We start from the raw sequence: 26174 nt of genomic DNA, 5'->3' as shown, positions 1-26174 counted from the left end.
TCTCTGGTCTTAGATGCCTCGATTATAGCGTGCATCAGTCCTGGTTTTTGACGACCGGGGTGTGCGGTGTCTTGTTCCAGACGAAGGGTTTGGTTTTCAGTTCCCAGACGGCTCGCCAGGCAGCGACCGAAATCAGCAGCCAATAAAGCGGCACCGATAACCAGCGTCGACCAACGGCGCGTCGCTCATAAGGTATCATCCTGTTCCTGCCCATGAGGACGAAGATCACGTAGCTACCGGCGATGTTGAGGCAATCTGTAAAAAAGAGCGTGCCGCGCCAGGACCACAGGAGGTCACCCCCGCTTTCGGCGAGCGCAGCAGCCATGAACGCAATCGAGATGAAGAGGAGCGGGTGCGCCAAGGAAGACAGCAGCATGCCGCCGATCAGCAGCTGAAACACTGTATAGGACACCCATCCCATGTCGCGCGCGGTTTTGAGCGGCGCTCTCGTCATCACCAGCCAGCTCTGTAGCCAGCCCTTGTACCATCGTGCCCGCTGGCTGAGCCAGACGGGCAGCGACGTCGGCGCATCTTCTAGTGTCTGCCTGCGCAGGACTGTTGAGTGATATCCGAGCCTGTGAAGGCGAAGGCCCACATCCGCGTCTTCGGTGACGTTATACGGATCCCACGCGCCAATGCGCCGTAACACCGCGGTGCGGAAATGATTGGATGTGCCGCCAAGCGGCAATGGCAGCTGACGGGCAGCGAGGACCGGCAACAGGGAACGGAAGAGGCCCGCATATTCCAGCGCGAAGCAGCTGCTTATCCAGTTGGCCCGCGCATTGCTGATAATAAGGGGCGCCTGCAGGCAGGCCACACGGTCGGGCTGGCTTTGGAACGCGGCATAGGCCTCACGCAGTTGCTGCGGGTGCGGCCTGTCCTCCGCATCGTAAACTGCAACGAACGCGCCGCGCGCACCCGTAAGCGCGTAGGTCAGTGCCTTCGGTTTCGTGCGCGGTGTGGAGGGTGGCACACGAATGACTTCGATATGCGGACCGGGGTTGTGAGCCTTGATAGCGTCGATGGTCGCTTCGTCGTCCGCTTCGCAGACAAGTTTGATGTCAAGCCGGGCTTTGGGCCAATCCAGCCGATTGAGCGCGTCCAAAAGCTGGCCCACGACCGCCTCTTCGCGATAGAGCGCCACAAGAACCGTGTAGGTCGGCAGCGTTCCGTCTTCAGATATAGGAGCGGGTTTTGCATCGCCTTCAGAAGGGGCTTCAAGGAGCACGAACAATCTGAAAAGCAGGGTGAGCAAATATAGCAGCGTGAGCGTCACGTGAATGATGGCCAGCGCCTCGGCGGGATAAAATGCCAGTGAAAGCGCAATCAGTGTAAGGGCGACGCCGCCTAGAAATCCCTGTTCACCCTGGAGCGTGATGCGGGCGGAGTGGTGTGGCGCCGTGTTGAAGAGACGTTGCTGGGTTTCGGCCACCCGCCGCATCGCACCGGCATTCCAGATGGCGCTACGCATGGCCTGCGGTGTCGTAACAACGAGCTCATCGTAGAGAAATGGCCGCTCCTCAAGGGCGGTCTTCAGCAGTTCGATCCGGTCAAGTTCCGGCACGATCAGCAGCACGTTCTGACCGCCCGTCGGCATCAGCCTGAGAAACCTGCTATCGACGAGTTGACTGTCGGTCGTAGCAAGGTTTGCCACTCTTTGCGGATCGATATCCGCAGTGAAGGGTAACCGCAGAAATCGGGCGAATGCGCCGAAATAAGCGTTCGGTGTGACGAGGCCGCTTGCCAGCAATTCTTCTTCGAGGGTGGAGCCGTTTTGCAGTGCTCGCTGTTCGAGAGCCGCGATATAAGGCTTGCCGAACCCCAACGACGAGAGAAAGCGCGCCTGGCCAGCCCTGTCGTTTACGGCGGCGGCCGTAGGCGGAATTTCAATGGTGTTGGAAATTGCGATTTTTCGTGCCGCTGACGTCGTAGAACCCGAATCTCGTGTATATTGCCCAGAATGATCCATGCATCGCCGCCGCCGTCAGGTGCCGCCAAACTTCCTGTCACGGATAGTATAGATGAAAAATAACAATGTAACGCGAAATATAGCTTCGGTATTTACTTTAGTATTCGCTTTACAAATGTCCGGCTTTGTTGGTTTCAGCCACGCCCAGGCTCTGTCGGACGGAAATCGGATGCCGGTGCTGTTTGATGCGCAGGAGAGATTTCCGGGAGGCGACCTGTCTTCGGTCCCCCGCATCCGGTTTCTGATGTCGGTTGATTTCCCGCCGTTCAATTTCACCGATCAGGAAGGCCGGCTGGCGGGTTTCCATGTCGACCTGGTGCGGGAAATCTGTGCCCAGCTGAAGATCGAAAGCAAATGCCAGGTCCAGGCTTTGCCGTTCGACGAATTGGAGGCGGCGCTAGAAATGGGGGAGGGCGAGGCGGTCATTTCCGGGTTGGCCACCACTGCCGACCTGCGCAAAAGTTTCTCCTTCTCGCGGCCCTACCTGTTGATGCCTGCCCGCCTCGCCGTGAACAAGGCCGCCAAATTGTCGGGTGCCGGCGCGGAAGCGCTTGCCGGAAAGAAGGTGGGCGTCGTCGGCAATTCACGGCACGAACAGATGCTGAAAGCGTTTATTCCGAAAGCCAGGGTCGAAGCTTTCGACGGATATGATCCCATGTATGAGGCGCTAAAGGCAGGCAGGGTCGAGGCTATCTTTGCCGATGGGCTGCGTTTGCCCTTCTGGGTTTCCGGCAGCGCGTCGGAAGGTTGCTGCGCACTGTTCGGCGGGCCCTATATGTCGGACAGGTTTCTTGGTGAGGGTCTGTCCATCATGACTGTCGATCCCGACAATGTGCTGGTACCGGCTTTCGATCAGGCGCTGGCGGCCCTTTCCCGCAATGGCCGTCTGGAAGAAATCTACCGGCGATACTTCCCTTACGGGCTTTATTGAGCACGCAGACCTCAATCGGTATTGGCGGCGGTCTCATTTGGCCGGCGCTAAAACAACATCGTTGCGCCGCAGGCGCAGCAGTGCGATCCAGACTGCCGCGGCAATTGCGCTTTCGACCAGAAAATAGCTGCCGATCGTCCCCGAGATGCTGAACGACCAGGTGAAGAGCGCCACGACGACGGAGCCGATGAGATTGCCGCTGTTCCAGATCTTGGCGCGAATGTCCTGCCGGCCGGAGGCCCCGAGTGCTTCAAGGGCTGTCGCAGCAACAGCCATCGGCAGAACCACCCAGCAGAGGATGCGGGTGATGACTGGCAGCGAAACATATTCATCGCCGAACAGCAGCGGCAGGAAGGGCGCAATGATGAAAATGGCAAGCGCACTGCCGAATGCGATGACAAGCGCTGCTTTCAGCACATTATAGGCACGCTCGATGGTTTTGCTGATGCCCTGCAGGGCGGCAGACGCCGACCCCGGATAGATGAGCCGGTTAAGGGCCTCCACGGAGAGGTAGGAACTGTCGAGAATGCGCCGGGCAATGGAATAGCTGCCTAGCACCTCGGCGCTGGCGATCGCGCTCAGCACGAGAATATCGGCGTTGCCGCGCACGGCCTTGAACAGGAACTGGGTGGAGAACAGGACGCCGATGCGGATTTCCTCGCGCACGATGCGAAAGACCGGGCTACCGAGCCTCCTTATCGCCTTCACTGAAATCGCGGCTGCGATGGTGTGTGCGGCGAGGTTCCACAGCGCCCAGGCTTCCACGGTTTCCACCTTGAAGATGAGGCAGGCGAGGACTGCGGCAATAGTGCGGGCGACGGCAAACATCACTTCCAGCTTGTTGGCAGAGGCGAAATTGGAATGGGCAATGAAGCTCTGCGTGGACAGCGAGATGATCTTGAGCAGGACAAGGTTGGTGAACAGGATCAGGAAGGTCGTGATCAGCGTGTCGAGCAGGTTTTCGGACGTCGGGAAAAATACCGGGATCGTCACCATGCCGACGAGCGTCAGGACGAGGCCGGTGGCGGCGCTCAGAAGGTAACTGTGGCCCAGCATGACGGGAAACATGCTGCGATCCTGCGCCACGCGGCGGATCAGCGATTCCTGCGAGCCGATGCCGCAAATCTGCACGCCAAGATTGGTGACCGCCGTAATCGAAGCGTAAAGCGCAAATTGTTCGACCCCGAGATGGCGGGCAAGCAGCGCGAAGGTCAGAAGCTGGGCGGCGCTGGACATGAGAAGCGCCCCGCCGGATGCCATATAGGTCAATCCGAGTCTGACGAGATGGCCGAACCGCGGCGTTTTGAAAGGCACCTCATTCTCCGTATTTGCTGGCATCGCCGGACATGTTCGACAGGGACGAGGTTGCTGTTCTGAAACCCGTGGAAAGCCGTAAATCGCCCAGCAACGCAAGTCCGCAATGCCGCCTTTTGGCAGTTTTACCCTGTCTTATCCTTCTTGGGGTAAGAGAGGGTTAAAGCAAATGTATAAGAATGATAATGAATATTGAATTTACTCGGACATGCCCGTCTCAGAAGGGCTTGTTGTTCATCATAAGGCAGGCCCCATGATCCGATCATCCATTTCCGGTGCAGGCGACGATGCCGCGTTTGGCTGACACGCAGCCTATCGCCGAGCAGGGCGGCGGCCTATCTCTTGCCGGCGGCCGGCGTGACGCGATCGTTTTCGTCGTCACCATGCTTTATATCTGGATTTCGGTCGCGCCCTTTGAAAATCTCGCGGCGCCGCCGGTGCCGCATGCCGCCGCAAACCAGCTGACCGGCCTCGTCATTGCCGTCATCCTGGGTGTCTTTGCCTTGCGCCATCGGTTGACCGGGCTCCTGCTGCGGCCGCGATTGCCCATCCTGCTGCTGTTCTTCTGGCTGGCGATATGCTCCGTGCTTGGAACGCAGCCCGGCACGTCGCTGCAACGTCTCATCTTCACGGCGCTGCTCTGCTTCATCACCAGCGTCCTTGTCGTCATGCCGCGGGACCGGCGGCAGTTTGACCGGATGATGGCGATCTTCGCCATCATTCTCCTGGCGCTTTGTTATCTAGGCGTGATTTTCCTCAGTTCGCGCTCGATCCATCAGCCCTATGATCTTGATGAAAAGGCGCTGGCGGGCGATTGGCGCGGCATATTCAACCACAAGAACGCTGCCGCTCCGGCCATGATCATTCTCTTCATGATCGGGCTTTATCTGCGCACCGCCTGGTCGATGCTGGGCGGCATCGCCATCACGCTGCTGGCAGGGTTCTTTCTCTGGAAGACCAATGGCAAGACGGCGGCCATGCTGCTGCCTGTCACCGTGGCACTGGTGTGGGTCATGGAACGGCATGCCCATCGCACCCTGCTGATGATCGGCGGGCTCCTTGCCTTCATCAATATATCCGCGGTCGGCTCCACCTATTTTCCAAGCATTCAGAATTTCGTCGAAAGCCTCGGCATCGACTCCACCTTCACCGGTCGGACGGACATATGGCGGCTGTCCTTCGATACCTTCGCGCAGTCGCCGATCTTCGGTCAGGGATTTCAGGCTTTCTGGACGAGCGACCGGCTGCTGGCCCAGGCCGATATTGCCGGCACCTGGGCGGTCACGGCCTTCCACGCGCATAATGGCTATATTGAAAGTCTGCTGAATGGCGGCCTGCCAGCCTTCATTCTGACCGTCGTGTGGTTGGTCGTCATACCCGCAAATGATTTCCGTGTTGCGGTGGACAAGGGGACTGATCCCGGCCTGACGCGACTTTTTGCACGAATTTGGGTGTACGCACTGCTTTCTTCATGTCTTGAAAGTAATTTCTTTACCGGGACAGGACCTATCTGGTCTTCTCTTCTTATCGCAATTTATTGTTTGAGGCATCAGGCGTACGATATACTCGAGCAAGGGCAGTAATTCAGGCGGGCCGGGGGGCTTTGATGACGCAGAAAATCGGAACTTTCGCCGACCGGGTCAACAACCGGCTGGTGCGCTATTTTCCAGGACCGGCAGCGCGGATCGAAACGTCTCAACCGATTGTGTCCTTCACCTTTGACGATGTACCGGAAACCGCCTGGACGGCGGGCGCCCGCATTCTCGAAAACGAGGGTGTCTGCGGGACGTTTTACATCGCCGGCGTTTTTATTGACGCTTATGATGGCGCGCAGCAGATGATTTCCGCCAAAGGCTGTTCGCAACTGGCGGCTGCCGGTCATGAGCTTGCCTGCCACACATTTTCCCATCGTAAGCTTTCAAGCTTTTCCCGGGAAGGCCTCAAGGCAGATCTCGATCGGAATGACAGCGTCCTTGGCTCCTTCAACGGAAATCGCCATGCGCGAAACTTCTCGGTTCCGTTCGGCATGGCGTCACCCGTCATGCAGCCCCTGTTGAGGCGCAAGTTCAGGACGACACGGGGCATCATGCCCGGCATAAATCGCGGCAAGGTCGACCCGCATAATCTTGCTGCGGTCGAGTTGCGGTCGGACCAGAACTACCTCGACGCTGCCGACCTGTGGCTGGAGGATGTTTTGCAAAACGGCGGCTGGCTCATCATCTTCACTCATGATGTTTCGCGCACTCCAAGCTTTTACGGTTGTCCCGAAGAGAGGTTTCAGGGCTTTGTGCGCAGAGCTTTATCCGGTGGCGCGAAGATCATGACCGTCGACGCCGCCGCGACGGCCCTCGGCCTGTAAGCCGTGAATTTCTGCGGATTGGCCGTGTGCGCGACTGAAACGAAAATCCCTTGCCTGCAATTCCAGCCTATTGGCTGGCCCAGATGATGCGGGCGATCCACTCAACGTCGGCCATGTCGAAGCTGCGGTTGGGATGTTCCGGATTGAGCGACAGAAGCTCGATGTTTTTGGGGCTTTGCCGTGCCAGTACCTTGGCCATCACCTCGCCATCGCGGCTTTTCAGCACCACGCGGTCACCACGCCGCACCTGGGCTCCCGGCTCCACGATGAGAATGTCGCCATCACGGTAGAGCGGCATCATGCTTTCGCCCTGTACCTCCAGCGCGTAGACGCCTTGCTTGCGCTCTGGAGAAGAAGGAAATTCCACCACATCCCATCCCTGACCCGCCGGAAAACCGCCATCATCGAAAAAACCGCCGGAGCCCGCCTGCGCGAAACCCAGCAGCGGAATGGCGTTATCGGCGCGGGAAGGCTGCGTCGTCTGCGCCCTGCCGAAAGCATAACCGAAAAATTGGTCGACGCTCGCGCCGGTCGCCTCCAGCACCTTGGACACAGACTCCGTTGAAGGCCAGCGTTTGCGGCCATCCGGCCCGAAACGTTTTGATTTATTGAACGAGGTGGGATCAAGCCCGGCACGCTTCGCCAGCGCCGAAGGCGTCAGCTGGTGACGCTCGGCAAGCGTATCTATGGCGCTCCAGATCGTCTCGTGTGAAAGCATGATGAAAGCCCGCATGTGGAGCCGATAGCGGAAAGCTCCTGTCGTTTACTGGCAGGAATCTAGACCAAATCCCGCCAGGAGTAAAGCTTGGAAAGGAATAAAATCCTTGAGCTACGCCACCATTGCCGAGGTGTTTATCTTGGCGAGCTGGATCACCGCCTGGGTGCGACTGTCGACCTTGAGCTTCAGCAGGATGGCGGACACATGCGCCTTGATGGTGGCTTCCGATACGTGGAGCTCATAGGCGATCTGCTTGTTGAGCAACCCTTCAGCGAGCATGCCAAGAACCCGGCTCTGCTGTGGTGTCAGTGTTCGGAGCCGACCGATGAGATCGGCAACATCAGGGTCATGTTCTCTGTCGCCTTGATGGCCGGCCGGTATCCAGACATCGCCTTCCAGGACCGCGCGGATGCCGTCCCTGATATCGTCGATGCCTGACGACTTGGAAATGAAACCGGAAGCACCGAGTTCGATCGACCGGCGCACAGTCGCTGCGTCGTCCGTGGCCGAGACGATGACGATTGGCAGGCTCGAAAATTCTGCCCGCAACGCCATCAGTCCTGAAAATCCGCTGACCCCCGGCATGGCGAGATCGAGCAGCAGCAGATCGGCATCGCCATGTGCCGCAGCCGCTCGCCGTGCCGCCTCGAAATCCCCGGCCTCAATAATGGTTTGATGTCCCTCGAGGCCGGAAACGGCCTGCTTCAGGGCGCCGCGAAAAAGCGGGTGGTCATCTGCGATGATAAAGACAAGTTCCGACATTCTGGCCCCCTCCCAAGGGCGTTATGCGGTTCTTTTTCAGTAATCGGCTCATTCCCGTTTGCCGGCGGTCTAAACACGCCCCGGCTCCTCAACCGCAAGGTTGCGCCATTCGATCGGGCATTACAAGAAAAAGCTGATGGACAGGTCGTCTTTCCCGGCGCTACGGATAAAAATCCGGTGGAAACAGTGGACATCCGGCCCGCTTTGCGGCAAACCGCCCGCACAGGACAGCGCTGGAAAGCCTTGGAGAGCCCGATGCAGGAACCCCCCACGATCATCTATAAAATCGTGCCGGAGACGTTGTGGCACGAAGCCAGGGCCAAAGGCGTCTTTGAAGGCGCACCCATCGATCTAAGCGACGGCTTCATTCATTTTTCGACGGCAAAACAGGTGGCGGAAACCGCAGCCCGGCATTTTACCGGTCAGGTGGACCTGCTTCTGGTTGCGGTTGACGCCGCGGTGCTTGGCGACAAGCTGGTCTATGAACCATCGAGAGGCGGCGATCTCTTCCCGCATCTTTATGGTTCGCTTCCCTTCACCGCCGTTCTCTGGGAAACGCCGCTTTCTCTCGATCATGATGGCCAGCACCAGTTTCCGGAGATTTTGTAATGGGCGGATTATTTTCCTCACTTGGCCGCAAGGGCCTGTTTCTTGTCGATCCTGAAAAGGCGCATGGGCTCTCCATCGCGGCGCTGAAAAGCGGCTTCCTGCCCACCTGCATGGTGCCGCACGATCCGCGCCTGCAGCAAACCGTGGCAGGCCTTGTTTTCCCAAATCCGCTGGGCATGGCGGCGGGTTACGACAAGAATGCGGAAGTCCCCGGACCGCTTCTCAAGCTCGGTTTTGGCTTCACCGAAATCGGCACCGTCACGCCGAAAGCGCAAGCTGGAAATCCGAAACCGCGCATCTTTCGTTTGGTTGAGGATGAAGGCGTCATCAATCGACTCGGTTTCAACAATGAGGGTCACGCCGCTGCGCTGGAGCGGCTGAAACAGGCGCGTCTGCGCGGCATCGTCGGCGTCAATATCGGCGCCAACAAGGATAGCGAAGACCGTATTGCCGATTACGTCCAGGGCATCGAGACGTTTTATTCCGTCGCATCCTATTTCACTGTCAATATTTCCTCCCCCAACACGCCCGGTCTGCGCGACCTTCAGGCCCGCGAAAGCCTCGCAGCACTTCTTGCCGCCGTATTGGAACGCCGCAGCGCGGAAGCCGAGCGTTCCGGCAAGCGCGTCCCCGTCTTTCTCAAGATTGCACCTGACCTGACCGAAGAAGGGCTGGATGACGTTGCCGAAGAGGCGCTTGCCCACGATCTCGACGGACTTATCGTTTCCAACACCACCCTCTCCCGCGATGGCCTGCGGGCCAGTCCGCACAAGGGCGAGGCTGGCGGCCTCTCCGGCAAGCCGCTGTTCGAGCTCTCCACGACGGTTCTGGCAAAGATGCGACGCCGTGTGGGCGCCGCGCTGCCGATCATCGGCGTCGGCGGCGTGTCATCTGCTGAAACGGCACTGGAGAAGGTGAGGGCAGGGGCTGATCTGGTGCAGCTCTACTCCTGCATGGTCTATGAAGGTCCCGGCCTGCCCTCGACGATCGTCAAGGGCCTGTCGGACCTGGTCTCACGCGACGGTGTGGCGTCGATCCGCGACCTGCGCGACAGCGCGGTGGACCGCTGGGCAGACCGTAAACTGGGCTGATCGGCAGGTCTCTATCGAAACGTCAGGCGCACAGCACCATGGCCCAATAGGGCCGGTTGCGGCTGGCGGCGTCATAGGCGACTGCAACGCCAAGGCCATTATAGGGCCCGAGCATGTTTTCGAGGTGGTGTTTCGAGCCGATCCAGGCTTTCACCACCCGTTCCACGCTATCCTGACCGGCAGCAACGTTTTCTGCGGCGGGAAGCGGCACATTCCCTTCCTTCATGCGGATAAGGAAACTGTCGGTAAGGCCGATCAGGTGCGCCATCTTCTGTGCTTTGACCATGCGGCCGGCCTGGTAGGCAGCAGCCGCGCTTGCCGCGCTGTTGATGGCGAGAGGCGAAAGGCCTTTCGAACGGCGCAGGTCATTGACCATCGGAAGCGCCGCCGCCGTTTCGTCGCGCGTGCCCGCCGGCAAGCCTTTGTTTGTGGGTACGGAAACACAGGCGGAAAGAACGGAGCCTGCGGAAAGCAGCACAAAGCCGCGCCGTGAAAGTGTCTGAAGGGATGCGTCGGTCATGTTAGCGGCGATAGCTCAGAAGTCGCAGGATGATGAAAACCGGAATGACGATCGTTGCGCCAAGGATCAGATAGTCGCCGATTGCACCGAGCGCATGGAAACCGCTGCGCCAGAGGTCTACCACGAAATCGCGCGCGCCATAGATGATGTTCCAGGGCGTCAATCCGAAGATCGCCATCAGGAAGCCGACGAGCAATGAAACGACGAGCAGCTTCACCACGGTGCGGGCCACCGTGTCCCCCAGCAATTTATTGACCTCACCGGCCATCCGCAAGTCTCCTGTTTTGTCCTGACATATGGCGCAAACCGCTTCGATGCAAGTTTTTGAGGTGCACACCGCGCCGTATCCGTCGATTCCACGCAGGGCCATGAAATAGGACTTGAGTTTTTTTATGGCTTGATAAATGACAGCCGGCATCTTCTCAGGAAATCATTGATGGCCCCAAACCAGTTTTCTTCCGGTGACGTCATTGCCGACCGCCGGGCCGATTATGCCCGCATGTTGGCGGAAGGCGGTGATTATCCCGCCGCCGCCGAACTTATGGAACAGGCGCTGGAACTTGCGCCACGGTGGACGGCGGGCTGGTTTCGCTTCGGAGAATATCTAGAAAAGGCGGGGGAGACTACAAAGGCGGTGGCGGCTTACGAGAAAGTCGCCGAAATGGATGGAGAAGGGCTGTTTGCAGCCGAACTGAAGCTGGCGGTTCTCGGCGCCGCCGAAACTCCCGAACAGCCGCCGAGCCGCTATGTGGAAGGGCTGTTCGACGATTACGCCGACCGTTTCGAGACCTCGCTTGTCGAGAAGCTGGATTACAGCGTGCCGCAAAAGCTGGCGGAGCTGATTGCTCAAGAGGCGGATGGCAGCGTCTTCGATACGGTTGTCGATATTGGCTGCGGCACCGGCCTGCTCGGCATCGAAATTCGCTCCATGGCAAAGCGGCTCGAGGGCTTTGATATCTCTCAGAACATGCTGGCAAAGGCCGAGGAGAAAGGCCTTTACGATCATCTCGCCCAAGCCGATCTCTCACTGGAGATGGAGACTTCCGGGCTTTTTACCCCTCTACTGAGGGAGCATCGCGCCGATCTCGTCGCGGCTGCCGATGTGATGATGTATCTTGGCAGCCTCGAAAGCGTCATGCCGCTCGTTTCCGCCCTGCTCAGACCATCGGGCCTCTTTGCCTTCTCGGTGGAGGATGCGGGGGACGAGCAAGGTTTCGTGTTGCGGGAATCCCTCCGTTACGCGCACTCCAAGAGCTATGTAGTCGATCTCCTCGAGCGGTCGAGCTTCTCCCCTATCGAAATCCGCAAAACCACCATTCGCAAGGATGCCGGAAAACCCCTTTCCGGCATTCTCTTTCTTGCCCGCGCCAAAGCTTGAACATTCCGTTTGTTGCCTTTTTCGCGATAGGTCAGCCTTACTTACGTAACTATCTTGATCCTGCGTTTATTGCAGTGCAAAATACCCGCGAAAACCGAGGGTAAAGCGTGGGCACGACAAGAAGCGTTTACGGCATGTGGAGTTCCGATCCGGCCAAACATGCGCCGGTGGAAGACGTGCAGGGCATCGTCACCGGCGCCATCGTTTCGGCGCTCGGCTTTTATCTCCTGAACAAGGTAGGGCTTCTGACGGGCGGGACCGCGGGCGTCGCCTTTCTTATTCATTACGCCTTCGGCATCAGCTTCGGACTGCTATTCTTCCTCGTCAACCTGCCGTTCTATTACCTGTCATTCCGCCGCCTCGGTCTTGCCTTTTCGCTCAAGACCTTCATCGCCATCGGCCTTGTGTCGGTGCTGACCGAAGTGGAGGCGCGATGGATGGTGATCGACAGCATCAACCCAATCTGGGCGGCGCTGCTCGGTGGCCTGCTTTTGGGCTATGGTCTTCTTGCGCTTTATCGCCACCGCGCCAGCCTCGGCGGCATCGGCATTCTCGCCATCTATATTCAGGACCGCTTTGGCATCCGCGCCGGTCTGATCCAGCTTGCTTTTGACGCCATGGTCATGCTCTGCGCCTTCCTCGTCATCGATTTCGCAACCGTGGTTTATTCGATCGTCGGCGCCTTGGTTCTCAACATGTTTCTGGCCATCAACCACCGCTCTGACAGATACATCGTGGTGCGCTGAGGCGACGCTTGAAAAAATTGCGCGGCGAGCGCAAAGCTCATTGGGGCATCCGGCAAAAGGGGAAATGGCAATGAGCGATATCACCGCACGCAAGCGTTTGAACCTGTGGGCGTCTGCGCCGGAGCGTCATTCATTGCTGGAAGATGTGCAGGGTGTTCTGGCGGGCAGCATGCTGGTCTCGCTTGGCGTCACTCTGTTCTCGGCGGCGGGTCTGTTGACCGGCGGCACGGTCGGACTGGCGTTTCTCGTGCATTACGCTTCCGACCTGAGCTTCGGCACGGTCTTCTTCCTCGTCAATCTGCCGTTTTATTATCTGGCCTTCCGCCGTCTCGGCCTTGCCTTCACGGTCAAGACCTTCTGTGCCATCGCGATGACCGCGCTGCTTTCCGAATATATGCCCGGCTTTTTTGCCTTCGAGAGCATCAACCCGATTGCCGCGGCGCTGTTCGGCGGGCTGACGGTGGCGGCCGGCATGTTGGCGCTGTTTAGACACCGCACCAGCCTCGGCGGCTTCGGCATCCTGGCGCTCTATCTTCAGGATCGTTTCGGCTGGCGCGCCGGCCTTGTGCAACTCGCCTTTGACGGCATGGTGCTCGCCTGCTCCTTCTTCGTCGCGACGAATTTCGTTATCCTTTGCTCCATTCTCGGCGCGCTGGTCATGAACCTCACGCTCGCCGTCAATCACAGAAACGACCGCTACATCGCCATGTAGCGGTCGTTCGATGGGCCAAGGTGGCTCAGGCCGCCTTCGCCGCCGCGTCGATCGGATGCTGCGAGCGGAAGCTGACCGCAATGCGGTTCCAGGTGTTGATCGCGCCAATCGCAACGGTGATCTTTACGATGTCCTCATCGGAAAAATGTGCCTTCAGCGTCTCGAAGGCCTCATCCGGGGCGCCGGTTTCGGCAATCTTCGTCACCGCATCCACCCAGCCGAGCAGCGCCCGTTCCTGCTCGGTGTAAACAGGAGATTCGCGCCAGACGCTCATCAGGTTGATCCACTGTTCGGACAGCCCGTCATGGCGGCTTTCCTTCACATGCATGTCCACGCAGAAGGCGCAGCCATTAATGATCGAGGCACGTAGCTTGATGAGGTGAATAAAGCGGCGGTCGAGACCGCTGGTCTGAACGTAATTCTCAAAAGCCATCATGGCCTTGAACGCTTCGGGGGATGCCTTTGCATAGTTGACGCGGGTTTTCATGTGTCTCTCCATTGGTTGTGTGGGTTGAAGGCAGGTGTCATCGGTCCGGAAAGCGGCAAAGCTGTCCGGCAACGTGATTGGTGATTATTTCGAGTCTGTTGTTCGGGTCAGCGCGTCGTCGTCTTGCGCTCATTCATGTCGAGAAAGGCGCAGCCGCGCGCGGCAATCCCGCCGTCGTCATTGGCAGCAAGATCGCCCAGAATGTCGGCAATGGTGGTTTTGGCGAGTTCCGCCCGGTAGACCTTTTCGGCTTTTAACATCGCGGCGTTGATGCCACAGGGTTTGGTGAAATAACGGCCGGGCAGCGGGTTCGGCCCGCGCTGGCGGATCTCCGCGCAACGAAACGCTGGCTGCGGTCCTTCGACAGCGAGAACGATATCAAGCAGGGTGATCTTGTCGGTCGGTCGGGCCAGACGATATCCGCCCTTCGGCCCCGGCACCGTCGCAACAATGCCCGCGCTGGACAGCGATTGCAGGTGCTTCAGAAGATAGCTCGTGGAAACGCCATGGAATTCCGCCAGCGCTGCAGCGGACAATACGCCGCCTTCGGAAAGGCCAGCCAGCATGCCCACACTGTGAATGGCCTGTTCAACGCCGTCGCCGAGTTTCATTGGTTTCTCACATCCTGTTGTATGTATCGTGGATATTATTTATCCATGATTCTGTTTTCCTGTCAAGCGGCCTCTTTGCACTCTTCTTTTTCTCAAGTTTTTCACTACCTTGAAGAGGTGAAGCACACCGAGTCCCCCACACCCGGCACGCATGTCGGCTCCTTGCCCCTTCCATTCCAGAAATGGTTTGCCGAAAAAGGGTGGTCTCCGCGCGCCCATCAGCTGGAGCTGATGGCCCGGGCGCGGGGCGGGGAAAACATGCTTCTGATCGCGCCAACGGGCGCGGGCAAAACGCTCGGCGGCTTCCTGGCTTCGCTCACCGATCTGGCGGAGCGCGGCAAGGTGCCGCCCGGCTCCGGTTTTGTCGGCGTGCACACGCTCTACATCTCGCCGCTGAAGGCGCTCGCAGTCGACATCGAGCGTAATCTCACCAAACCCGTTTCTGAAATGGGTCTGCCGATTGTGATCGAAACCCGCACCGGCGATACGCCCCAGGCGAAACGCCAGCGCCAGAAGGTGCGCCCGCCCGACATCCTGCTGACGACGCCGGAACAGGTCTCGCTGCTGCTGGCTAACAAAGAAGCAGAGCGCTTTTTCCGCGATCTGAAATATGTGGTTCTTGATGAGTTGCACTCGCTCGTCACGTCCAAACGCGGCCACCTGCTGTCGCTGGCGCTTGCGCGGGTTCGTCGCCACGCGCCGGATGTGCGTTTCATCGGGCTTTCGGCCACGGTGGCGGAACCGATGGATTTGCGCCGCTATCTTGCGCCGCAGGGGCAGGGCGAGCCGCCGGCCGGTCTCATCACGGTTGAAGGCGGCGCAAAGCCGGATATCTCCATTCTGCAAACGGAAGAACGCATCCCGTGGTCGGGGCACTCTGCGCGTTATGCCGGCAAGGATTTGTACGAGGCGCTGAAGCGGCATCAGACTACGCTCGTCTTTGTGAACACACGCTCCCAGGCGGAAAGGGTCTTCCAGGAACTCTGGACCGTAAACGACGACGATCTGCCGATCGCGTTGCATCACGGCTCGCTCGATGCCGGTCAGCGCCGCAGGGTGGAGGCGGCGATGGCAGAGAACAAGTTGCGCGCCGTCGTCGCCACCTCGACGCTCGATCTCGGCATAGACTGGGGTGATGTCGACCTCGTCGTGCATGTCGGTGCGCCGAAGGGGGCAAGCCGTCTAGCCCAGCGTATCGGCCGTGCCAACCACCGCATGGACGAGCCGTCAAAGGCGATCCTCGTTCCCGCCAACCGTTTCGAGGTGATGGAGTGCCGGGCGGCGCTCGATGCCAATTACATCGGTGCGCAGGATACACCGCCGATTGCTGAAGGCGCGCTCGATGTGCTTGCCCAGCATGTGCTCGGCATGGCGTGTGCCGAACCCTTCGACGCGGATGAACTCTATCGTGAAGTCACGACAGCCTCGCCCTATGCCGATCTGCCGCGCGCCACCTTCGATCGGGTGGTGGATTTTACGGCGACAGGCGGTTATGCGCTGCGCACTTATGAACGCTATGCCCGCATCCGCCAGATGAAGGATGGCCGCTGGCGTGTCTCCAATCCTGCGGTCGCCCAGCAATATCGCCTCAACCTCGGTACCATCGTCGAGGCAGCGGAACTCAATGTGCGCATGGTCAAGCGCAATGCCAAGGGCACGGTCGGGCGCGGCGGCATGTCGCTCGGCAAGGTCGAGGAATATTTCCTCGAACAGCTGGTGCAGGGCGACACATTCCTCTTTGCCGGCAAGGTGCTGCGGTTTGAGGGTATCCGGGAGAATGAATGCCTGGTCTCGCAGGCTTTCTCTCTCGATCCGAAGATACCTTCTTATGCCGGTGGCAAGTTTCCGCTCTCGACCTATCTGGCGGATCAGGTGCGGTCGATGCTTGCCGATCCGGCCCGCTGGCAGGCTCTGCCGGATCAGGTGCGTGACTGGCTGGAAATCCAGAAGGAAAAGTCGATCATCCCGAAGCGCGACGAGTTGCTGGTGGAGACCTTTCCCTTCCGCAAACGCTTCTTCATGGTCATGTATCCCTTCGAAGGACGGCTGGCGCATCAGACGCTCGGCATGTTGCTCACGCGCCGGCTGGAACGTGCGGGCGCAAAGCCGATGGGTTTCGTCGCTACCGATTATTCGCTCGCCATCTGGGCCATGCAGGATATGGGCATGCGGCTCAAATCCCGCCGCCTGTCGCTGGCCGACCTTCTAGATGAGGATATGCTGGGCGACGATCTGGAGGCGTGGCTGGACGAATCCTTCATGCTGAAGCGTACCTTCCGCAACTGCGCCATCATTTCCGGCCTCATCGAGCGCCGCCATCCGGGCAAGGAAAAGACCGGACGGCAGGTCACGGTGTCTGCCGATCTTATTTATGACGTTCTTCGCAGCCATGAGCCGGACCACATTCTGCTTGAGGCGACGCGGCGCGATGCCGCAGCGGGACTTTTGGACATTGGCCGTCTTGGCGATATGCTGAAGCGAATCAAGGGACACACCACGCATCGCGCGCTGGAGCATGTCTCGCCTCTTGCCGTTCCGGTCATGCTGGAAATCGGCCGGGAGACGGTGGCGGGCGAAGCGATGGACGATGTGCTGGCCGAAGCCGCCGATGAGCTGATCGCCGAGGCCATGTCCTGACACAGGCCCATGTCCTGAAAGACGCATTGAAGGAACGACGACAACATTGCTGAGCCGGCTGACATTGAGCGACAGATTTTCAAATGGCTTCGAATGCCTTGGCAGCGAGACCGTTATCAATGGCGTTGCCGCCTGGTGCGACCCGCTGGGCGGGCTCTACCTGCCTGACCTCTCGCTTCTCGTCGTCTCCGATCTGCATCTGGAAAAGGGCGCAGCCTTCGCCCGGCGCGGCTCCATGCTGCCGCCCTACGACACCATCGCCACGCTTAAAATCCTGTCGTCGCTGATCAGCCGCTACGATCCGAAGATCGTTGTCAGCCTGGGCGACAATTTTCATGATCGTGTCGGTTCGCAGCACCTGCCGCTGCCGCTGCGCGAACTCATCCGCGAGATGGCCCGCGGTCGCGAATGGATCTGGATCAACGGCAACCATGATCCCGATGGCACGGTCGATCTGCCGGGTTCTTCGGTGGATGAGATGTTTTACGGCAATCTCGTTTTCCGCCACGAGCCGAGGCTCGGGGATGCCGTGGGGGAGATCGCCGGGCATCTGCATCCGTCTGCAACCGTGCGCCGTCGCGCGAAGACGGTACGGCGGCCCTGTTTCGCGACCGATGGGTCGCGTCTGCTGATGCCGGCATTCGGCGTGATGAGCGGCGGGCTGGACCTGCGTCATAAGGCCATGCACGGCCTTTTCGATCATGCCGCCCTCGTCGCGCATCTGATGGGGCGCGACCGCATCTATTCGGTCCGGTTTTCCAATCTGCTCGGCTGAGATTTTACCGCGCCCTATTGGCGGTAGACCAGCACCGGTATCTTCGAATTCTTGAGGACTTTGGCCGTGATGCTGCCGAGCAGCATCTCGATAAAGCTCCTGCGCCGGTGCGAGGCCATGGCGATGAGATCGCAGCCGGTCCTGTCGGCGATTTCGATGATCGCTTCATCCGGCCGGCCCGCGCGGGCAAGCAGCGCCTCGCAGTCTATCCCCATGGCGGCGGCATGTGCCTGCGTGTCGCGGAGCAAATGCTCGGCCTCTTCGCATCGGTGAAATTCTTCTTCGGCAATGGCGGCAATGTCGTCGACATCGCTCGCAATCACGTGAAAGGGCTCCGATACCGTCACGACGGTCACCTTTGCGCCTGCCTCCCTGGCGAGGGCGAACCCTTGGTCGATTGCGATCTGCGCCAGCGGCGAGCCATCGGTGGGAATGAGAATGTGCTTGAACATGACATTTCTCCTTTTCATCCCCGCTACAAATCCGCGCTGCCTTGAAGGCTACGCAGGGTCGTAACGGCATGAATTTTACCGCAAACCGGTGACGGAAGCGAATGCTATCTCTGGCGGGCAGGTTGCTTCGCCGGATTTCGCAGGGTGAGAGGGATCAGTCCTTTCGGAAGATGATACTGGCGCCCCAGCCTGTCACGACCGCGAGCAGGACGCAGAGCGCGCCATAGGCAAGCGGTGTCTGGTGCGCGGCATCGGTGATCGCCTGTTCCATGCCGGTCTTGACGACGCGCAGTTTCAGTTCGCGCTGAGCGATGAACTTGCCGCTCTTGAAGAGATAGGCGCGCGCGGTGTGCACACCATTCGGCACGTTGGCGGGCAGGCGCAGCGTCGCCCAGAACAGGCCGGTTCGTTCCAGCCGCACCCCGGTCGTGTCGTTGCGATAGATGCCGCTTGAAAGCTTGAGCCGACGATAGGCCTCCTGGAAATCGAAGACGTTGTCCGGCACGCCGGAGAAGACGGCACTTTTGAGCGACAGATGGTCGACGCCGAGCCCCATGGCACGCAGCGTTCCGGGCGAGGCGACGTCGTTGATATTGCGCGTGCTGGCCATGGAATAGGATTCCGGCAGCGGCGTGAAGGTGATGGCGCTGGTGTTGATCCAGATGCCTGCCACACGCTGCTTCTTGCGCACGGTCATATAGTCGCTCGGCCCTTCCAGCGTCACGACGATATCATATTGGCCGATGGCCAGGAGCAGCTGGTCGGTATTGTTGAGCGCGCCGAAGAGGGTGAAATCCGCCCCGCGAAAATCAGACGCGATGGGGATTTCGGTCGTCGAAGCGCCAATTTCGATATTTTCCTGCAACGGTCGCTGCTGCGGGCCGGGCGGCAGGGCAAGCGGGGGTGTCTGCGCAGAAGCTGTCTGCCCGACGACAAGCAGGAAGAGAAGCGACAGAACGGCAAGCAGCGGGCGTGCGGTCAATACCCCAGCCCTCCAACCGCTACCGAAAACAGATCGTCCGGCCGCACCACGAGCGAAACCGCAAGACGCAGCGCAACGGCAAGGACAAGCAGCGCCAGCAAGGCGCGCAGCTGTTCGCCGCGCAGCTTCTGGCCCACTCGCACGCCATATTGTGCACCAATGACGCCTGCCACCATCAGGATGAAGGCGAGCACGACGTCGACGGAGTAGTTGGTCGCGGCCTGGACAATCGTTGTATAGGCGGTCACGAAAATGATCTGGAACAGCGATGTGCCGACAACAACGCTGGTGGGGATGCGCAAGAGATAGATCATCGCCGGCACCATGATGAAGCCGCCGCCCACACCCATGATCGAGGTGAGAATACCAATGCCGAAACCGAGGGTGATGACCGGAATGACGCTGAGATAGATCTTCGATTTCTTGAACCGCATTTTTAGCGGCAGGCGATGAACCCAGTTGTGATGGCCGGGCCGACGCAGGGTCACGGTTTCGTTGCGGGCGGCGCGGCGAAGCGCCGAAATGCTTTCCTTCAGCATCAGCCCGCCAACGGTGCCGAGCAGGATCACGTAAAGCAGTGAGACGATGAGATCGAGTTGGCCGATGCTGCGCAGGAAAGAAAATATCCACACGCCGACGGTAGCCCCAACGAGGCCGCCGACGAGAAGCACGCTGCCGAGCTTGATATCGAGCGTCCCGCGCCTGAAATGCGTGATCGAGCCTGAAACGGAGGATGCAACCACCTGGTTCGCACCGGTCGCCACGGCGACCACGGGCGGAATATTGTAGAAGATCAGAAGTGGGGTGATCAGAAAGCCGCCGCCCACACCAAACATGCCGGACAGAAAACCGACGGCCGCGCCCATGCCGAGAATGATGAAAATATTCACCGACAGTTCTGCGATCGGCAGATAGACAGTCACGGCTCGGACCTCGGGCAAATGGTTCCGGGCGGCAGGGCTGTCCGGGTGAGGGGGCCGCGCCGCGATTTACACTTTCTGTCTGAAAAGACCGGGCATGCCCAGCCTTCCTTCGTCATGCCCGCGAGGGCCTGACCTGTCAACATTCAACGGTAAATACGTTGATAATTAGGAAAGATAGCTGACATGCGTGGGCACGGGGCCACATTCCGGCGCGGCGTCGCACAGAAGCGGCCACAGGGGCCGCCTCACATGGTTTCCAAACTTTATTTGTTGCGGGCGAGAAGCGCGGTCACCAGCTCATTGGTGATACGCCCGTCCGGCGTCTGGCCGACGGACTTCTGGAAGTCCTTGATGGCTGTCACGGTGTTCTTGCCCAGCTTCCCGTCCGGCTGGCCGGCATCGAAACCGTTCTTGTTGAGGATCGCCTGAATGTTGCGGATTGCCTTCTCCATGTCGACGGAGGCGGTTTTCACACCTTCCTTACCCGCCCATTCCTCGGGTGGGTTGACGCTGTTGGCGTCTTCCGAAAGCGGCTTCACCTTCCAGGCATCCACCTTGGCCTTGGCGCTCTGAAGCTGCTGCGGGCTCATGGCGCCTGCAACCTCGTCGCGCTTTTGTGCTGCGTCCGCATCGCCATCCTTGGCGGCGATGGCGAACCATTTGTAGGACTCCTCGATATCCTGCTTCACACCGCTGCCGCGCGCATAGAGAATGGCGAGGTTGAACTGGCTGTCGCGCACACCGAGTTCGGAGGCCTTGATGAACCATTGCGCGGCCGCGCCGAAATCCGGCTGGCCGGCTGCGTCGGAGGCAAGCAGAACCGCGAGATTATGCATCGCGCCGGCATTCCCCTGTTCGGCAGCCAGCGTGTAATAGCGCTTCGCTTCGGCAAGATTGCGCTCGACCCCGTTTGCCTTCTCGTAGAGGTTGGCAAGACGGTATTGCGCAGGAGCAAGGCCGCGATCGGCCGCCATCTTGTACCACTTTGCTGCTTCCGCACGGTCAATGGTGACGCCGCGACCCTCGGTGTAGCGCGCCGCGATCTCGAACAGGGCCTGTGTATCGCCTTTGGCAGCCGCTTCAGCAAGCGATGCGGGCTCGATGCCGGCGGGGACCGCAATGGCGTTTTCCGCAGACGGTGCGGCCACAGTAGATTGAGCCGGCGCCGGAGTGCTGCTCTGTGCGACGGTGCCGGCCTTCGTGGGTTCCACGGCAGGCGCATCCGCAACTGGAGGCTCGTCCGGCAGCGGCGCGCCGCCGATCGTGCGGTTGTCGATGATGTTTTGTGCCGGGGCCGAGTTTTCGATGCTGTCGGCCGATGCCGCCTCTTCCGGATCGACGGCGAGGGCGGAGGGAATGGTGACGGCCTTCTCGCCCGTTTCCGGAAGCGCGGAAACCGGCGCGTTGTCCATCTTCTGCTCGATGAGCCGTGCCGGGGCTTCCGCGCCACCGATCAGCGTCTTGACGAGCGGCATGGCCATCATCGCCAGCAGAATGGCGCCGATGCCGAGCAGCAACGGGCGGCGATAGCGTGAAAGAGCGGACGCGTCTGCCTTGCGGCTCTTCTTTCCGGTGTCCAGCTTCTCGGGCGATGTTTCCATCGCGGCGGCCTGGGCGGCGCGGCGGGCAGCGGCGATAAAATCCGTCCGTCCTTCCGCATCTGCGGGCTTACCGGTTGCGGCCACCTGGCTTGCACGCACGCGCTCGAGGATTTTCTTGATATCGGGCGCGCCTGAGCCCGGCTCCAGAAGTTCATTCTCCTGGCCAGCCGGCAGAACGTCGATCGGATCGAGCGACGGGGCTGGTTCAACCTGCGTGCGGGCGGAAGAGGCCGAAACGGGTTCTTCCTTCGTCTTGGCGGGCTTTGCCGTGCTTGTCTTGAAGCGCTTGGTCAGGCCGGCGAGCAGGCTCTTTCTTTCCGTTTTTGCTGGCTTGGCGGCGGCCGGCGGCACGATCGCGGTCGCGTCGTCTTCGCCGGCATCGTTGAGAATGGCCTGCTCTTCGGCGATATAGCCTTCTTCCGGGAAGATGGCGGCAGGCATCGTGATGTCTTCGCGGCCTGCGGCAACCGCCTGCTGCGTAACGTGGCGAGGAGCCGCCTCGCGGTAGCCGTTGTCGAGATTGTCGAGGCGGCCGGCGATCTGCACCAGCGTTTCATGCAATGCTTCGAAGGTGCGGTGGGTACGCTCTTCGGTGTTGCGGCTCAGTGCTTCAAGGTTGCGCAGATCGGCCGCAAGATCGGTCAGCATCGACATGTCGGCGATGTTTGCGCCAGCGGAAAGATTGTTGCGCGTATAGGCGTCGAGAACGGCCTCGGCCGCCTGCCGGGCCGCTTCGATGATATATTCGTCGTTCGACGCCATGTAGTCTTCGATCGCCGCCATACGGGCGTCGAGTTCCGGCGACATGCCAGCCGCCTGCACCTGCACCGGCTGGCTGATCAGCGTGGAGAGATGGGCGATCTGGTTTTCGAGGCTCGCCAGCGCGTGGCTGTCGGCGGGCGCGGCATGGGCGGACTCGTCAAGGCGGGCGGCGATTGTGCCGAGACGCTCTTCCAGACGGGAGAAGGCGCCGTCGCTGAAACCCGAAGCCGGCTGCGGCTGGCTGTAGCGGTAATCGAGATCTTCGATCCGGCGCGACAGCAGGTCGAGCCGCTCGGCCAGGCCGTCATTGACGGCACCATGATCCAGCGCATCGATCTTGCGGGAGATATCGCTGAGGAAAGATGTCAGTTCCGCCTGCTGGGAGGGGCGCTGCGAGCGCTCCAGAAGCAGGGAAAGCTGGTCCAGCCGGTCGTGCAGCTGCGCAGCGTCGCGCGCGGTGCTGAGTTCATCGATCTTGCCGGAGAGCGCTTCAATGCGGGCGGTGAGGTCGGACGCCGGTTCCGGCTTTGCGGCGGCCAGGCGGTTGATGTCACCCAGCTGTTCGGCTAGGCCATTCAGGCGGTTCTCCAGCCGCTGGGCGAGCGCATTGTCGGCTGCCTGTGCGTTCGCGCGCGTGCCGGTTGCCGCAATCGCACGGCTGATTTCGTCCAGCCGCTGGTCAAGACCCGAAAAGTGCTCGATAAAGGCAGCCTCGTTGGGCTGCATATGCTTGCCGAGCTGCTCCACGGCGCTGGCAATGGTGATGAGCTTCTCCTCAAGCACGCGCACGGCGGGATTGTTGCTCATGCCGCCGAGTTGCGTCTTGATGTCATCGAGACGGTAGGCGAGCGACACGATCTCGTCCTGCAACGAGGCCGCATCGAAACCGCGCAGCGTGTCTTCCACAGTGTTCCAGCGGCTTTCGATCCGATGCACGCTGTCTTCGCGCGCAAGCTGGTCGATGGTCAGACGCAGGTCTTCGAATTCGTTGCGCAGGCCATAAACGTCGGGCGATGCCAGATTGCCAAGCTGGTCGATGCTCCCGGCAAGCCGTGCGATGTCGTCACGCAGATCGCCGATAAATTGCTGGTCTTCCGCCACCGCGCGGATGTTGCGGATTTCGGCGCGCAGTCCCTGCGCTTCCCGGGCAACTCCCTCGGCAATATCGCTCTTCAGCTCATGGCGAAGATTAACGAGCGCCTGGGCGATTTCCTGCAGTGCCGCGTCATTGCGCGGTGTTTCCTGCTGGTAGGAAGGAATGGCGCGCGCGCGTGGCGCAGCCTGAGGAGCCGGCTGAGCCTCCCTCTGCCGATATTCCGGCGCGAGCGGCCGTGTGATGGTGCGTTCCGGGCGGGCCGCAGGGTCCTGCGGCCGCTGGAAGCTCGTCTCCAGCAGACGCTGACGCTGGCGAATTTCATTGACGGGGTCGAGCTGCGGCGGGGTCACGCTCGCGCGGACTTCACGCGGCGCGGCAGGGGCGTCGTTCTTCTCCACTGGCTGCGCGCTCGCAGGCCGCGGGTCGCGCGGAAACTTCTGGCTCATCAGCCCTTCGATACGGGCTTCAAGGCCTTCAATGGTGCGATTGAGAGCATCAAGAGACGACCTGTCGCCTGGCTTTTGGGTTTTCGATCGCAATCCGTTCATCTTCTCGCTCGCTTCGCTTCCGCCCGCCGTGCCCGGTTTCTGTCGCGACGTTCTGTCCCATCACGTCATCGCCGCAACATGCAGCAGTTCCTGAGCCGGTATTTGCCCTCATCGAGGAAATTGCGCCGCCGAACGAAGCAGTTACCTCTGTCCGGAGAATTCACGAAACGTGGTAAAGAAGTGGTTAACTATGGTCGGAATTTTTTAACTTTTGCCGCGTCTGACCGGCCCGAGGCGGATGGGCGGGGTAATGCGCAACACGCTTGGCAATATTCCGCCGAAATCTGTTTGACGTTTACGCGCACGTCAAATATTGTCACGTCATATCGGCCGGATTGGCTCCGGCGCCCACGATGCGGAGGAACATCGGTAATGCCTGTTTACAAGGCCCCAGTTAAGGACACGCTTTTTATCCTGAATGACGTTCTCGGCCTGGAGCGGTATAATAACCTGCCCGGCTTCGAGGATGCGACGCCTGACATGATCGAGGCAATCACCGGCGAAGCGGCAAAGCTTGCCGAAGAGCGGCTTTTCCCGCTTAACCTTTCCGGGGACCAGCAGGGCTGCAAGCGCGCCGATGACGGCTCCGTCTCCGTGCCAGATGGTTTCAAGGAAGCCTATGACGCCTATTGCGAGGGTGGCTGGATCGGTCTTGCCGTGCCGCCGGAGTTTGGCGGTCAGGGCCTGCCCTATACGCTGCATGCGGCAATCGGCGAATATATGTCGTCCGCCAACCTTTCCCTGATGATGTATCCCGGCCTGACGCAGGGCGCGATCGCTGCGATTTTAGTGCACGGCACGCAGGAGCAGAAGCAAACCTATCTGCCGAATATGGTTGGTGGCACATGGTCCGGTACCATGAACCTCACCGAACCCCATTGCGGCACCGATCTCGGCCTGCTGCGCACCAAGGCCGTGCCACAGGCTGACGGCAGCTACAAGATTTCCGGTCAAAAGATTTTCATCTCGGCCGGCGAACATTCCATGACTGATAACATCGTCCATCTGGTGCTCGCCCGCATCGAGGGCGCGCCTGAGGGCACCAAGGGCATTTCGCTCTTCATCGTACCGAAGTTCCTGGTGAAGGAAGACGGCACGCCGGGCGAGCGCAACGGCGTCACCTGCGGTGCGATCGAACACAAGATGGGCATTCACGGCAACGCCACCTGCGTCATGAACTACGATGACGCGACCGGCTATTTGCTGGGTGCGGAAAACAAGGGCCTCTCGGCCATGTTCGTGATGATGAACGAAGCCCGCCTCGGCGTCGGCCTGCAGGGGCTCTCGGTTGGCGAGATTGCCTATCAGAACGCCGTCGAATACGCCCGAGAGCGCATTCAGGGCCGTTCGCTTTCCGGCGCAAAATTCCCGGACAAAAAGGCCGATCCGATCATCGTGCACCCGGATATCCGCCGCACGCTGATGACCATCAAGGCCTATAACGAGGCCGGCCGCGCTTTCCTTCTTTGGACGGCGCTGCAATCGGACATCGCCCATCGCTCCACCGATGAGAAGGAGCGGCAGGCGGCAGACGACCTGCTTGGTCTCGTCACGCCGATCCTCAAGGGCGTGCTGACCGACAAGGGCTTCGACCACGCCGTGATGGCGCAGCAGGTCTTTGGCGGTCACGGCTACATCGAAGAACATGGCATGAGCCAATATGTCCGCGATGCGCGCATCACCATGATCTATGAGGGGGCGAACGGCATTCAGGCACTCGATCTGGTGGGCCGCAAGCTCGGCATGAATGGCGGCCGCGCAGTCATGGCTCTGTTCAAGGAAATCGGTGATTTCTGTGAGGAAAACCGCGCCGACGAAAAGCTGACCCTCTATACCAAGGGCCTGAAGAAGGGCTTGAACGACCTTCAGGCCGCAACCATGTGGTTCATGCAGAACGCCATGGCCAAGCCCGACAATGCCGGTGCCGGTTCGACCGACTATATGCATCTCTTCGGCATCGTGGTGCTGGGTTACATGCAGGCGCGCATGGCGAAAGCGGCAAGCGAAGCGCTTGCGGCAGGCAGCGCGTCGGATGAAGATTACCTCAAGACCAAGCTTGTCACGGCGAAGTTTTACATGGAGCGCATCATGCCGGAGACGGCGCTGCGCAAAGCCCGCATCGAAACCGGCGCGGACACCACGATGGAACTGGCCGCAGAAGCATTCTGAGACATCTGGCGTTCAAGACGCC

23 protein-coding genes are annotated in these 26174 nt (G+C 60.0%); 11 read left to right on the top strand and 12 right to left on the bottom strand.

Annotated elements, in window-relative coordinates; genetic code table 11:
* Positions 1–34: 34 nt before the first annotated feature.
* On the bottom strand, positions 35–1969 hold the full coding sequence (locus AT6N2_RS08330; RefSeq protein WP_209085556.1) for a glycosyltransferase: 1935 nt from the start codon (positions 1967–1969) through the stop codon (positions 35–37).
* A gap of 169 nt (positions 1970–2138) precedes the next feature.
* On the opposite strand from AT6N2_RS08330, the gene AT6N2_RS08325 reads away from it, so the two are divergent.
* Positions 2139–2900 (top strand): transporter substrate-binding domain-containing protein, encoded by a 762-nt coding sequence (locus AT6N2_RS08325; protein ID WP_209089645.1) that lies wholly within the window; start codon positions 2139–2141, stop codon positions 2898–2900.
* 33 nt (positions 2901–2933) lie between these two features.
* Here AT6N2_RS08325 and uppX read toward each other — a convergent pair whose 3' ends face one another.
* On the bottom strand, positions 2934–4238 hold the full coding sequence (gene uppX, locus AT6N2_RS08320) for a Wzx-type polysaccharide biosynthesis protein UppX (RefSeq protein WP_209085544.1): 1305 nt from the start codon (positions 4236–4238) through the stop codon (positions 2934–2936).
* A gap of 263 nt (positions 4239–4501) precedes the next feature.
* Between uppX and uppY the strand changes: the two genes are divergently transcribed.
* Positions 4502–5797: a Wzy-type polysaccharide biosynthesis protein UppY gene (gene uppY / locus AT6N2_RS08315; RefSeq protein WP_209085541.1), complete on the top strand. Its 1296-nt coding sequence runs from the start codon at positions 4502–4504 to the stop codon at positions 5795–5797.
* A 23-nt stretch (positions 5798–5820) separates the two neighbouring features.
* Positions 5821–6573: a polysaccharide deacetylase family protein gene (locus AT6N2_RS08310; RefSeq protein ID WP_209085538.1), complete on the top strand. Its 753-nt coding sequence runs from the start codon at positions 5821–5823 to the stop codon at positions 6571–6573.
* A 67-nt stretch (positions 6574–6640) separates the two neighbouring features.
* Here the strand turns inward: AT6N2_RS08310 and AT6N2_RS08305 are convergent, their stop codons facing one another.
* A complete protein-coding gene (locus tag AT6N2_RS08305) occupies positions 6641–7291 on the bottom strand; it encodes a S24 family peptidase (protein WP_063949821.1) in 651 nt (216 codons plus the stop codon).
* A gap of 111 nt (positions 7292–7402) precedes the next feature.
* Positions 7403–8053, bottom strand: a complete 651-nt coding sequence (locus AT6N2_RS08300; protein ID WP_209085535.1) for a response regulator transcription factor — start codon at positions 8051–8053, stop codon at positions 7403–7405.
* Between the two features lie 255 nt (positions 8054–8308).
* Between AT6N2_RS08300 and AT6N2_RS08295 the strand changes: the two genes are divergently transcribed.
* Both AT6N2_RS08295 and AT6N2_RS08290 read left to right on the top strand, forming a co-directional pair.
* Positions 8309–8662 (top strand): DUF952 domain-containing protein, encoded by a 354-nt coding sequence (locus AT6N2_RS08295; RefSeq protein ID WP_063949647.1) that lies wholly within the window; start codon positions 8309–8311, stop codon positions 8660–8662.
* Positions 8662–9753 (top strand): quinone-dependent dihydroorotate dehydrogenase, encoded by a 1092-nt coding sequence (locus AT6N2_RS08290; RefSeq protein ID WP_209085533.1) that lies wholly within the window; start codon positions 8662–8664, stop codon positions 9751–9753. The genes AT6N2_RS08295 and AT6N2_RS08290 overlap by 1 nt, the downstream gene beginning before the upstream one ends.
* A 22-nt stretch (positions 9754–9775) precedes the next feature.
* Here AT6N2_RS08290 and AT6N2_RS08285 read toward each other — a convergent pair whose 3' ends face one another.
* Positions 9776–10273, bottom strand: a complete 498-nt coding sequence (locus AT6N2_RS08285; protein ID WP_209085531.1) for a CAP domain-containing protein — start codon at positions 10271–10273, stop codon at positions 9776–9778.
* A gap of 1 nt (position 10274) precedes the next feature.
* Positions 10275–10541 (bottom strand): DUF6460 domain-containing protein, encoded by a 267-nt coding sequence (locus AT6N2_RS08280; protein ID WP_004439806.1) that lies wholly within the window; start codon positions 10539–10541, stop codon positions 10275–10277.
* Between the two features lie 168 nt (positions 10542–10709).
* Here AT6N2_RS08280 and AT6N2_RS08275 point away from each other — a divergent pair, with 168 nt between their 5' ends.
* From AT6N2_RS08275 to AT6N2_RS08265, 3 genes are all read left to right on the top strand, one after another.
* A complete protein-coding gene (locus tag AT6N2_RS08275; RefSeq protein ID WP_209085529.1) occupies positions 10710–11651 on the top strand; it encodes a class I SAM-dependent DNA methyltransferase in 942 nt (313 codons plus the stop codon).
* Positions 11652–11785: 134 nt separating this feature from the next.
* Positions 11786–12397: a YitT family protein gene (locus AT6N2_RS08270; protein ID WP_209089644.1), complete on the top strand. Its 612-nt coding sequence runs from the start codon at positions 11786–11788 to the stop codon at positions 12395–12397.
* Between the two features lie 70 nt (positions 12398–12467).
* Positions 12468–13109: a YitT family protein gene (locus AT6N2_RS08265; protein ID WP_209085527.1), complete on the top strand. Its 642-nt coding sequence runs from the start codon at positions 12468–12470 to the stop codon at positions 13107–13109.
* A gap of 25 nt (positions 13110–13134) precedes the next feature.
* On the opposite strand, the gene AT6N2_RS08260 is transcribed toward AT6N2_RS08265, so the two are convergent.
* Together AT6N2_RS08260 and AT6N2_RS08255 are read right to left on the bottom strand one after the other, a co-directional pair.
* Positions 13135–13596, bottom strand: coding sequence for a carboxymuconolactone decarboxylase family protein (locus AT6N2_RS08260; RefSeq protein WP_209085525.1), 462 nt, complete (start codon positions 13594–13596; stop codon positions 13135–13137).
* A 107-nt stretch (positions 13597–13703) separates the two neighbouring features.
* Positions 13704–14207, bottom strand: a complete 504-nt coding sequence (locus tag AT6N2_RS08255; RefSeq protein ID WP_209085523.1) for an RrF2 family transcriptional regulator — start codon at positions 14205–14207, stop codon at positions 13704–13706.
* 45 nt (positions 14208–14252) lie between these two features.
* On the opposite strand from AT6N2_RS08255, the gene AT6N2_RS08250 reads away from it, so the two are divergent.
* Both AT6N2_RS08250 and pdeM read left to right on the top strand, forming a co-directional pair.
* On the top strand, positions 14253–16844 hold the full coding sequence (locus tag AT6N2_RS08250; protein WP_233282433.1) for a ligase-associated DNA damage response DEXH box helicase: 2592 nt from the start codon (positions 14253–14255) through the stop codon (positions 16842–16844).
* Between the two features lie 46 nt (positions 16845–16890).
* Positions 16891–17619 carry a ligase-associated DNA damage response endonuclease PdeM gene (pdeM, locus tag AT6N2_RS08245; RefSeq protein WP_209085519.1) on the top strand — a complete coding sequence of 243 codons (729 nt, stop codon included), beginning with the start codon at positions 16891–16893 and terminating at the stop codon, positions 17617–17619.
* Positions 17620–17633: 14 nt separating this feature from the next.
* Here the strand turns inward: pdeM and AT6N2_RS08240 are convergent, their stop codons facing one another.
* The 4 genes from AT6N2_RS08240 to podJ all read right to left on the bottom strand — a co-directional run bounded on the left by AT6N2_RS08240 (position 17634) and on the right by podJ (position 23983).
* A complete protein-coding gene (locus AT6N2_RS08240; protein ID WP_063949657.1) occupies positions 17634–18071 on the bottom strand; it encodes a universal stress protein in 438 nt (145 codons plus the stop codon).
* Positions 18072–18225: 154 nt separating this feature from the next.
* Positions 18226–19053: a TIGR02186 family protein gene (locus AT6N2_RS08235; RefSeq protein ID WP_063949658.1), complete on the bottom strand. Its 828-nt coding sequence runs from the start codon at positions 19051–19053 to the stop codon at positions 18226–18228.
* Entirely contained in the window at positions 19050–19976 is a 927-nt protein-coding gene (locus AT6N2_RS08230) for a sulfite exporter TauE/SafE family protein (RefSeq protein ID WP_209085501.1), read from the bottom strand. The genes AT6N2_RS08235 and AT6N2_RS08230 overlap by 4 nt, the downstream gene beginning before the upstream one ends.
* Before the next feature lie 263 nt (positions 19977–20239).
* A complete protein-coding gene (gene podJ, locus AT6N2_RS08225; protein WP_209085499.1) occupies positions 20240–23983 on the bottom strand; it encodes a peptidoglycan-binding protein in 3744 nt (1247 codons plus the stop codon).
* Between the two features lie 372 nt (positions 23984–24355).
* Here podJ and AT6N2_RS08220 point away from each other — a divergent pair, with 372 nt between their 5' ends.
* Positions 24356–26152 carry an acyl-CoA dehydrogenase C-terminal domain-containing protein gene (locus AT6N2_RS08220; RefSeq protein ID WP_209085497.1) on the top strand — a complete coding sequence of 599 codons (1797 nt, stop codon included), beginning with the start codon at positions 24356–24358 and terminating at the stop codon, positions 26150–26152.
* Positions 26153–26174 lie beyond the last annotated feature (22 nt).

It is taken from the genome of Agrobacterium tumefaciens, assembly GCF_017726655.1.
GTDB classification, from domain to species: domain Bacteria; phylum Pseudomonadota; class Alphaproteobacteria; order Rhizobiales; family Rhizobiaceae; genus Agrobacterium; species Agrobacterium tumefaciens_B.
The sequence above is the reverse complement of the archived record's forward strand: the minus strand, read 5'-3'. Positions and strand labels throughout refer to the sequence as shown.

Excerpts from the sequence above, each read along its gene's own strand:
- AT6N2_RS08290 (WP_209085533.1), top strand. The coding sequence starts at position 8,662 with ATGGGCGGATTATTTTCCTCACTTGGCCGCAAGGGCCTGTTTCTTGTC.
- AT6N2_RS08240 (WP_063949657.1), bottom strand. The coding sequence starts at position 18,071 with ATGTTCAAGCACATTCTCATTCCCACCGATGGCTCGCCGCTGGCGCAG.
- AT6N2_RS08270 (WP_209089644.1), top strand. The coding sequence starts at position 11,786 with ATGTGGAGTTCCGATCCGGCCAAACATGCGCCGGTGGAAGACGTGCAG.
- AT6N2_RS08300 (WP_209085535.1), bottom strand. The coding sequence starts at position 8,053 with ATGTCGGAACTTGTCTTTATCATCGCAGATGACCACCCGCTTTTTCGC.
- AT6N2_RS08305 (WP_063949821.1), bottom strand. The coding sequence starts at position 7,291 with ATGCTTTCACACGAGACGATCTGGAGCGCCATAGATACGCTTGCCGAG.
- podJ (WP_209085499.1), bottom strand. The coding sequence starts at position 23,983 with ATGAACGGATTGCGATCGAAAACCCAAAAGCCAGGCGACAGGTCGTCT.
- AT6N2_RS08265 (WP_209085527.1), top strand. The coding sequence starts at position 12,468 with ATGAGCGATATCACCGCACGCAAGCGTTTGAACCTGTGGGCGTCTGCG.
- uppX (WP_209085544.1), bottom strand. The coding sequence starts at position 4,238 with ATGCCAGCAAATACGGAGAATGAGGTGCCTTTCAAAACGCCGCGGTTC.
- AT6N2_RS08220 (WP_209085497.1), top strand. The coding sequence starts at position 24,356 with ATGCCTGTTTACAAGGCCCCAGTTAAGGACACGCTTTTTATCCTGAAT.
- AT6N2_RS08280 (WP_004439806.1), bottom strand. The coding sequence starts at position 10,541 with ATGGCCGGTGAGGTCAATAAATTGCTGGGGGACACGGTGGCCCGCACC.
- uppY (WP_209085541.1), top strand. The coding sequence starts at position 4,502 with ATGCCGCGTTTGGCTGACACGCAGCCTATCGCCGAGCAGGGCGGCGGC.
- AT6N2_RS08285 (WP_209085531.1), bottom strand. The coding sequence starts at position 10,273 with ATGACCGACGCATCCCTTCAGACACTTTCACGGCGCGGCTTTGTGCTG.
- AT6N2_RS08325 (WP_209089645.1), top strand. The coding sequence starts at position 2,139 with ATGCCGGTGCTGTTTGATGCGCAGGAGAGATTTCCGGGAGGCGACCTG.
- AT6N2_RS08250 (WP_233282433.1), top strand. The coding sequence starts at position 14,253 with ATGATTCTGTTTTCCTGTCAAGCGGCCTCTTTGCACTCTTCTTTTTCT.
- AT6N2_RS08295 (WP_063949647.1), top strand. The coding sequence starts at position 8,309 with ATGCAGGAACCCCCCACGATCATCTATAAAATCGTGCCGGAGACGTTG.
- AT6N2_RS08275 (WP_209085529.1), top strand. The coding sequence starts at position 10,710 with ATGGCCCCAAACCAGTTTTCTTCCGGTGACGTCATTGCCGACCGCCGG.
- AT6N2_RS08260 (WP_209085525.1), bottom strand. The coding sequence starts at position 13,596 with ATGAAAACCCGCGTCAACTATGCAAAGGCATCCCCCGAAGCGTTCAAG.
- AT6N2_RS08330 (WP_209085556.1), bottom strand. The coding sequence starts at position 1,969 with ATGGATCATTCTGGGCAATATACACGAGATTCGGGTTCTACGACGTCA.
- AT6N2_RS08310 (WP_209085538.1), top strand. The coding sequence starts at position 5,821 with ATGACGCAGAAAATCGGAACTTTCGCCGACCGGGTCAACAACCGGCTG.
- AT6N2_RS08255 (WP_209085523.1), bottom strand. The coding sequence starts at position 14,207 with ATGAAACTCGGCGACGGCGTTGAACAGGCCATTCACAGTGTGGGCATG.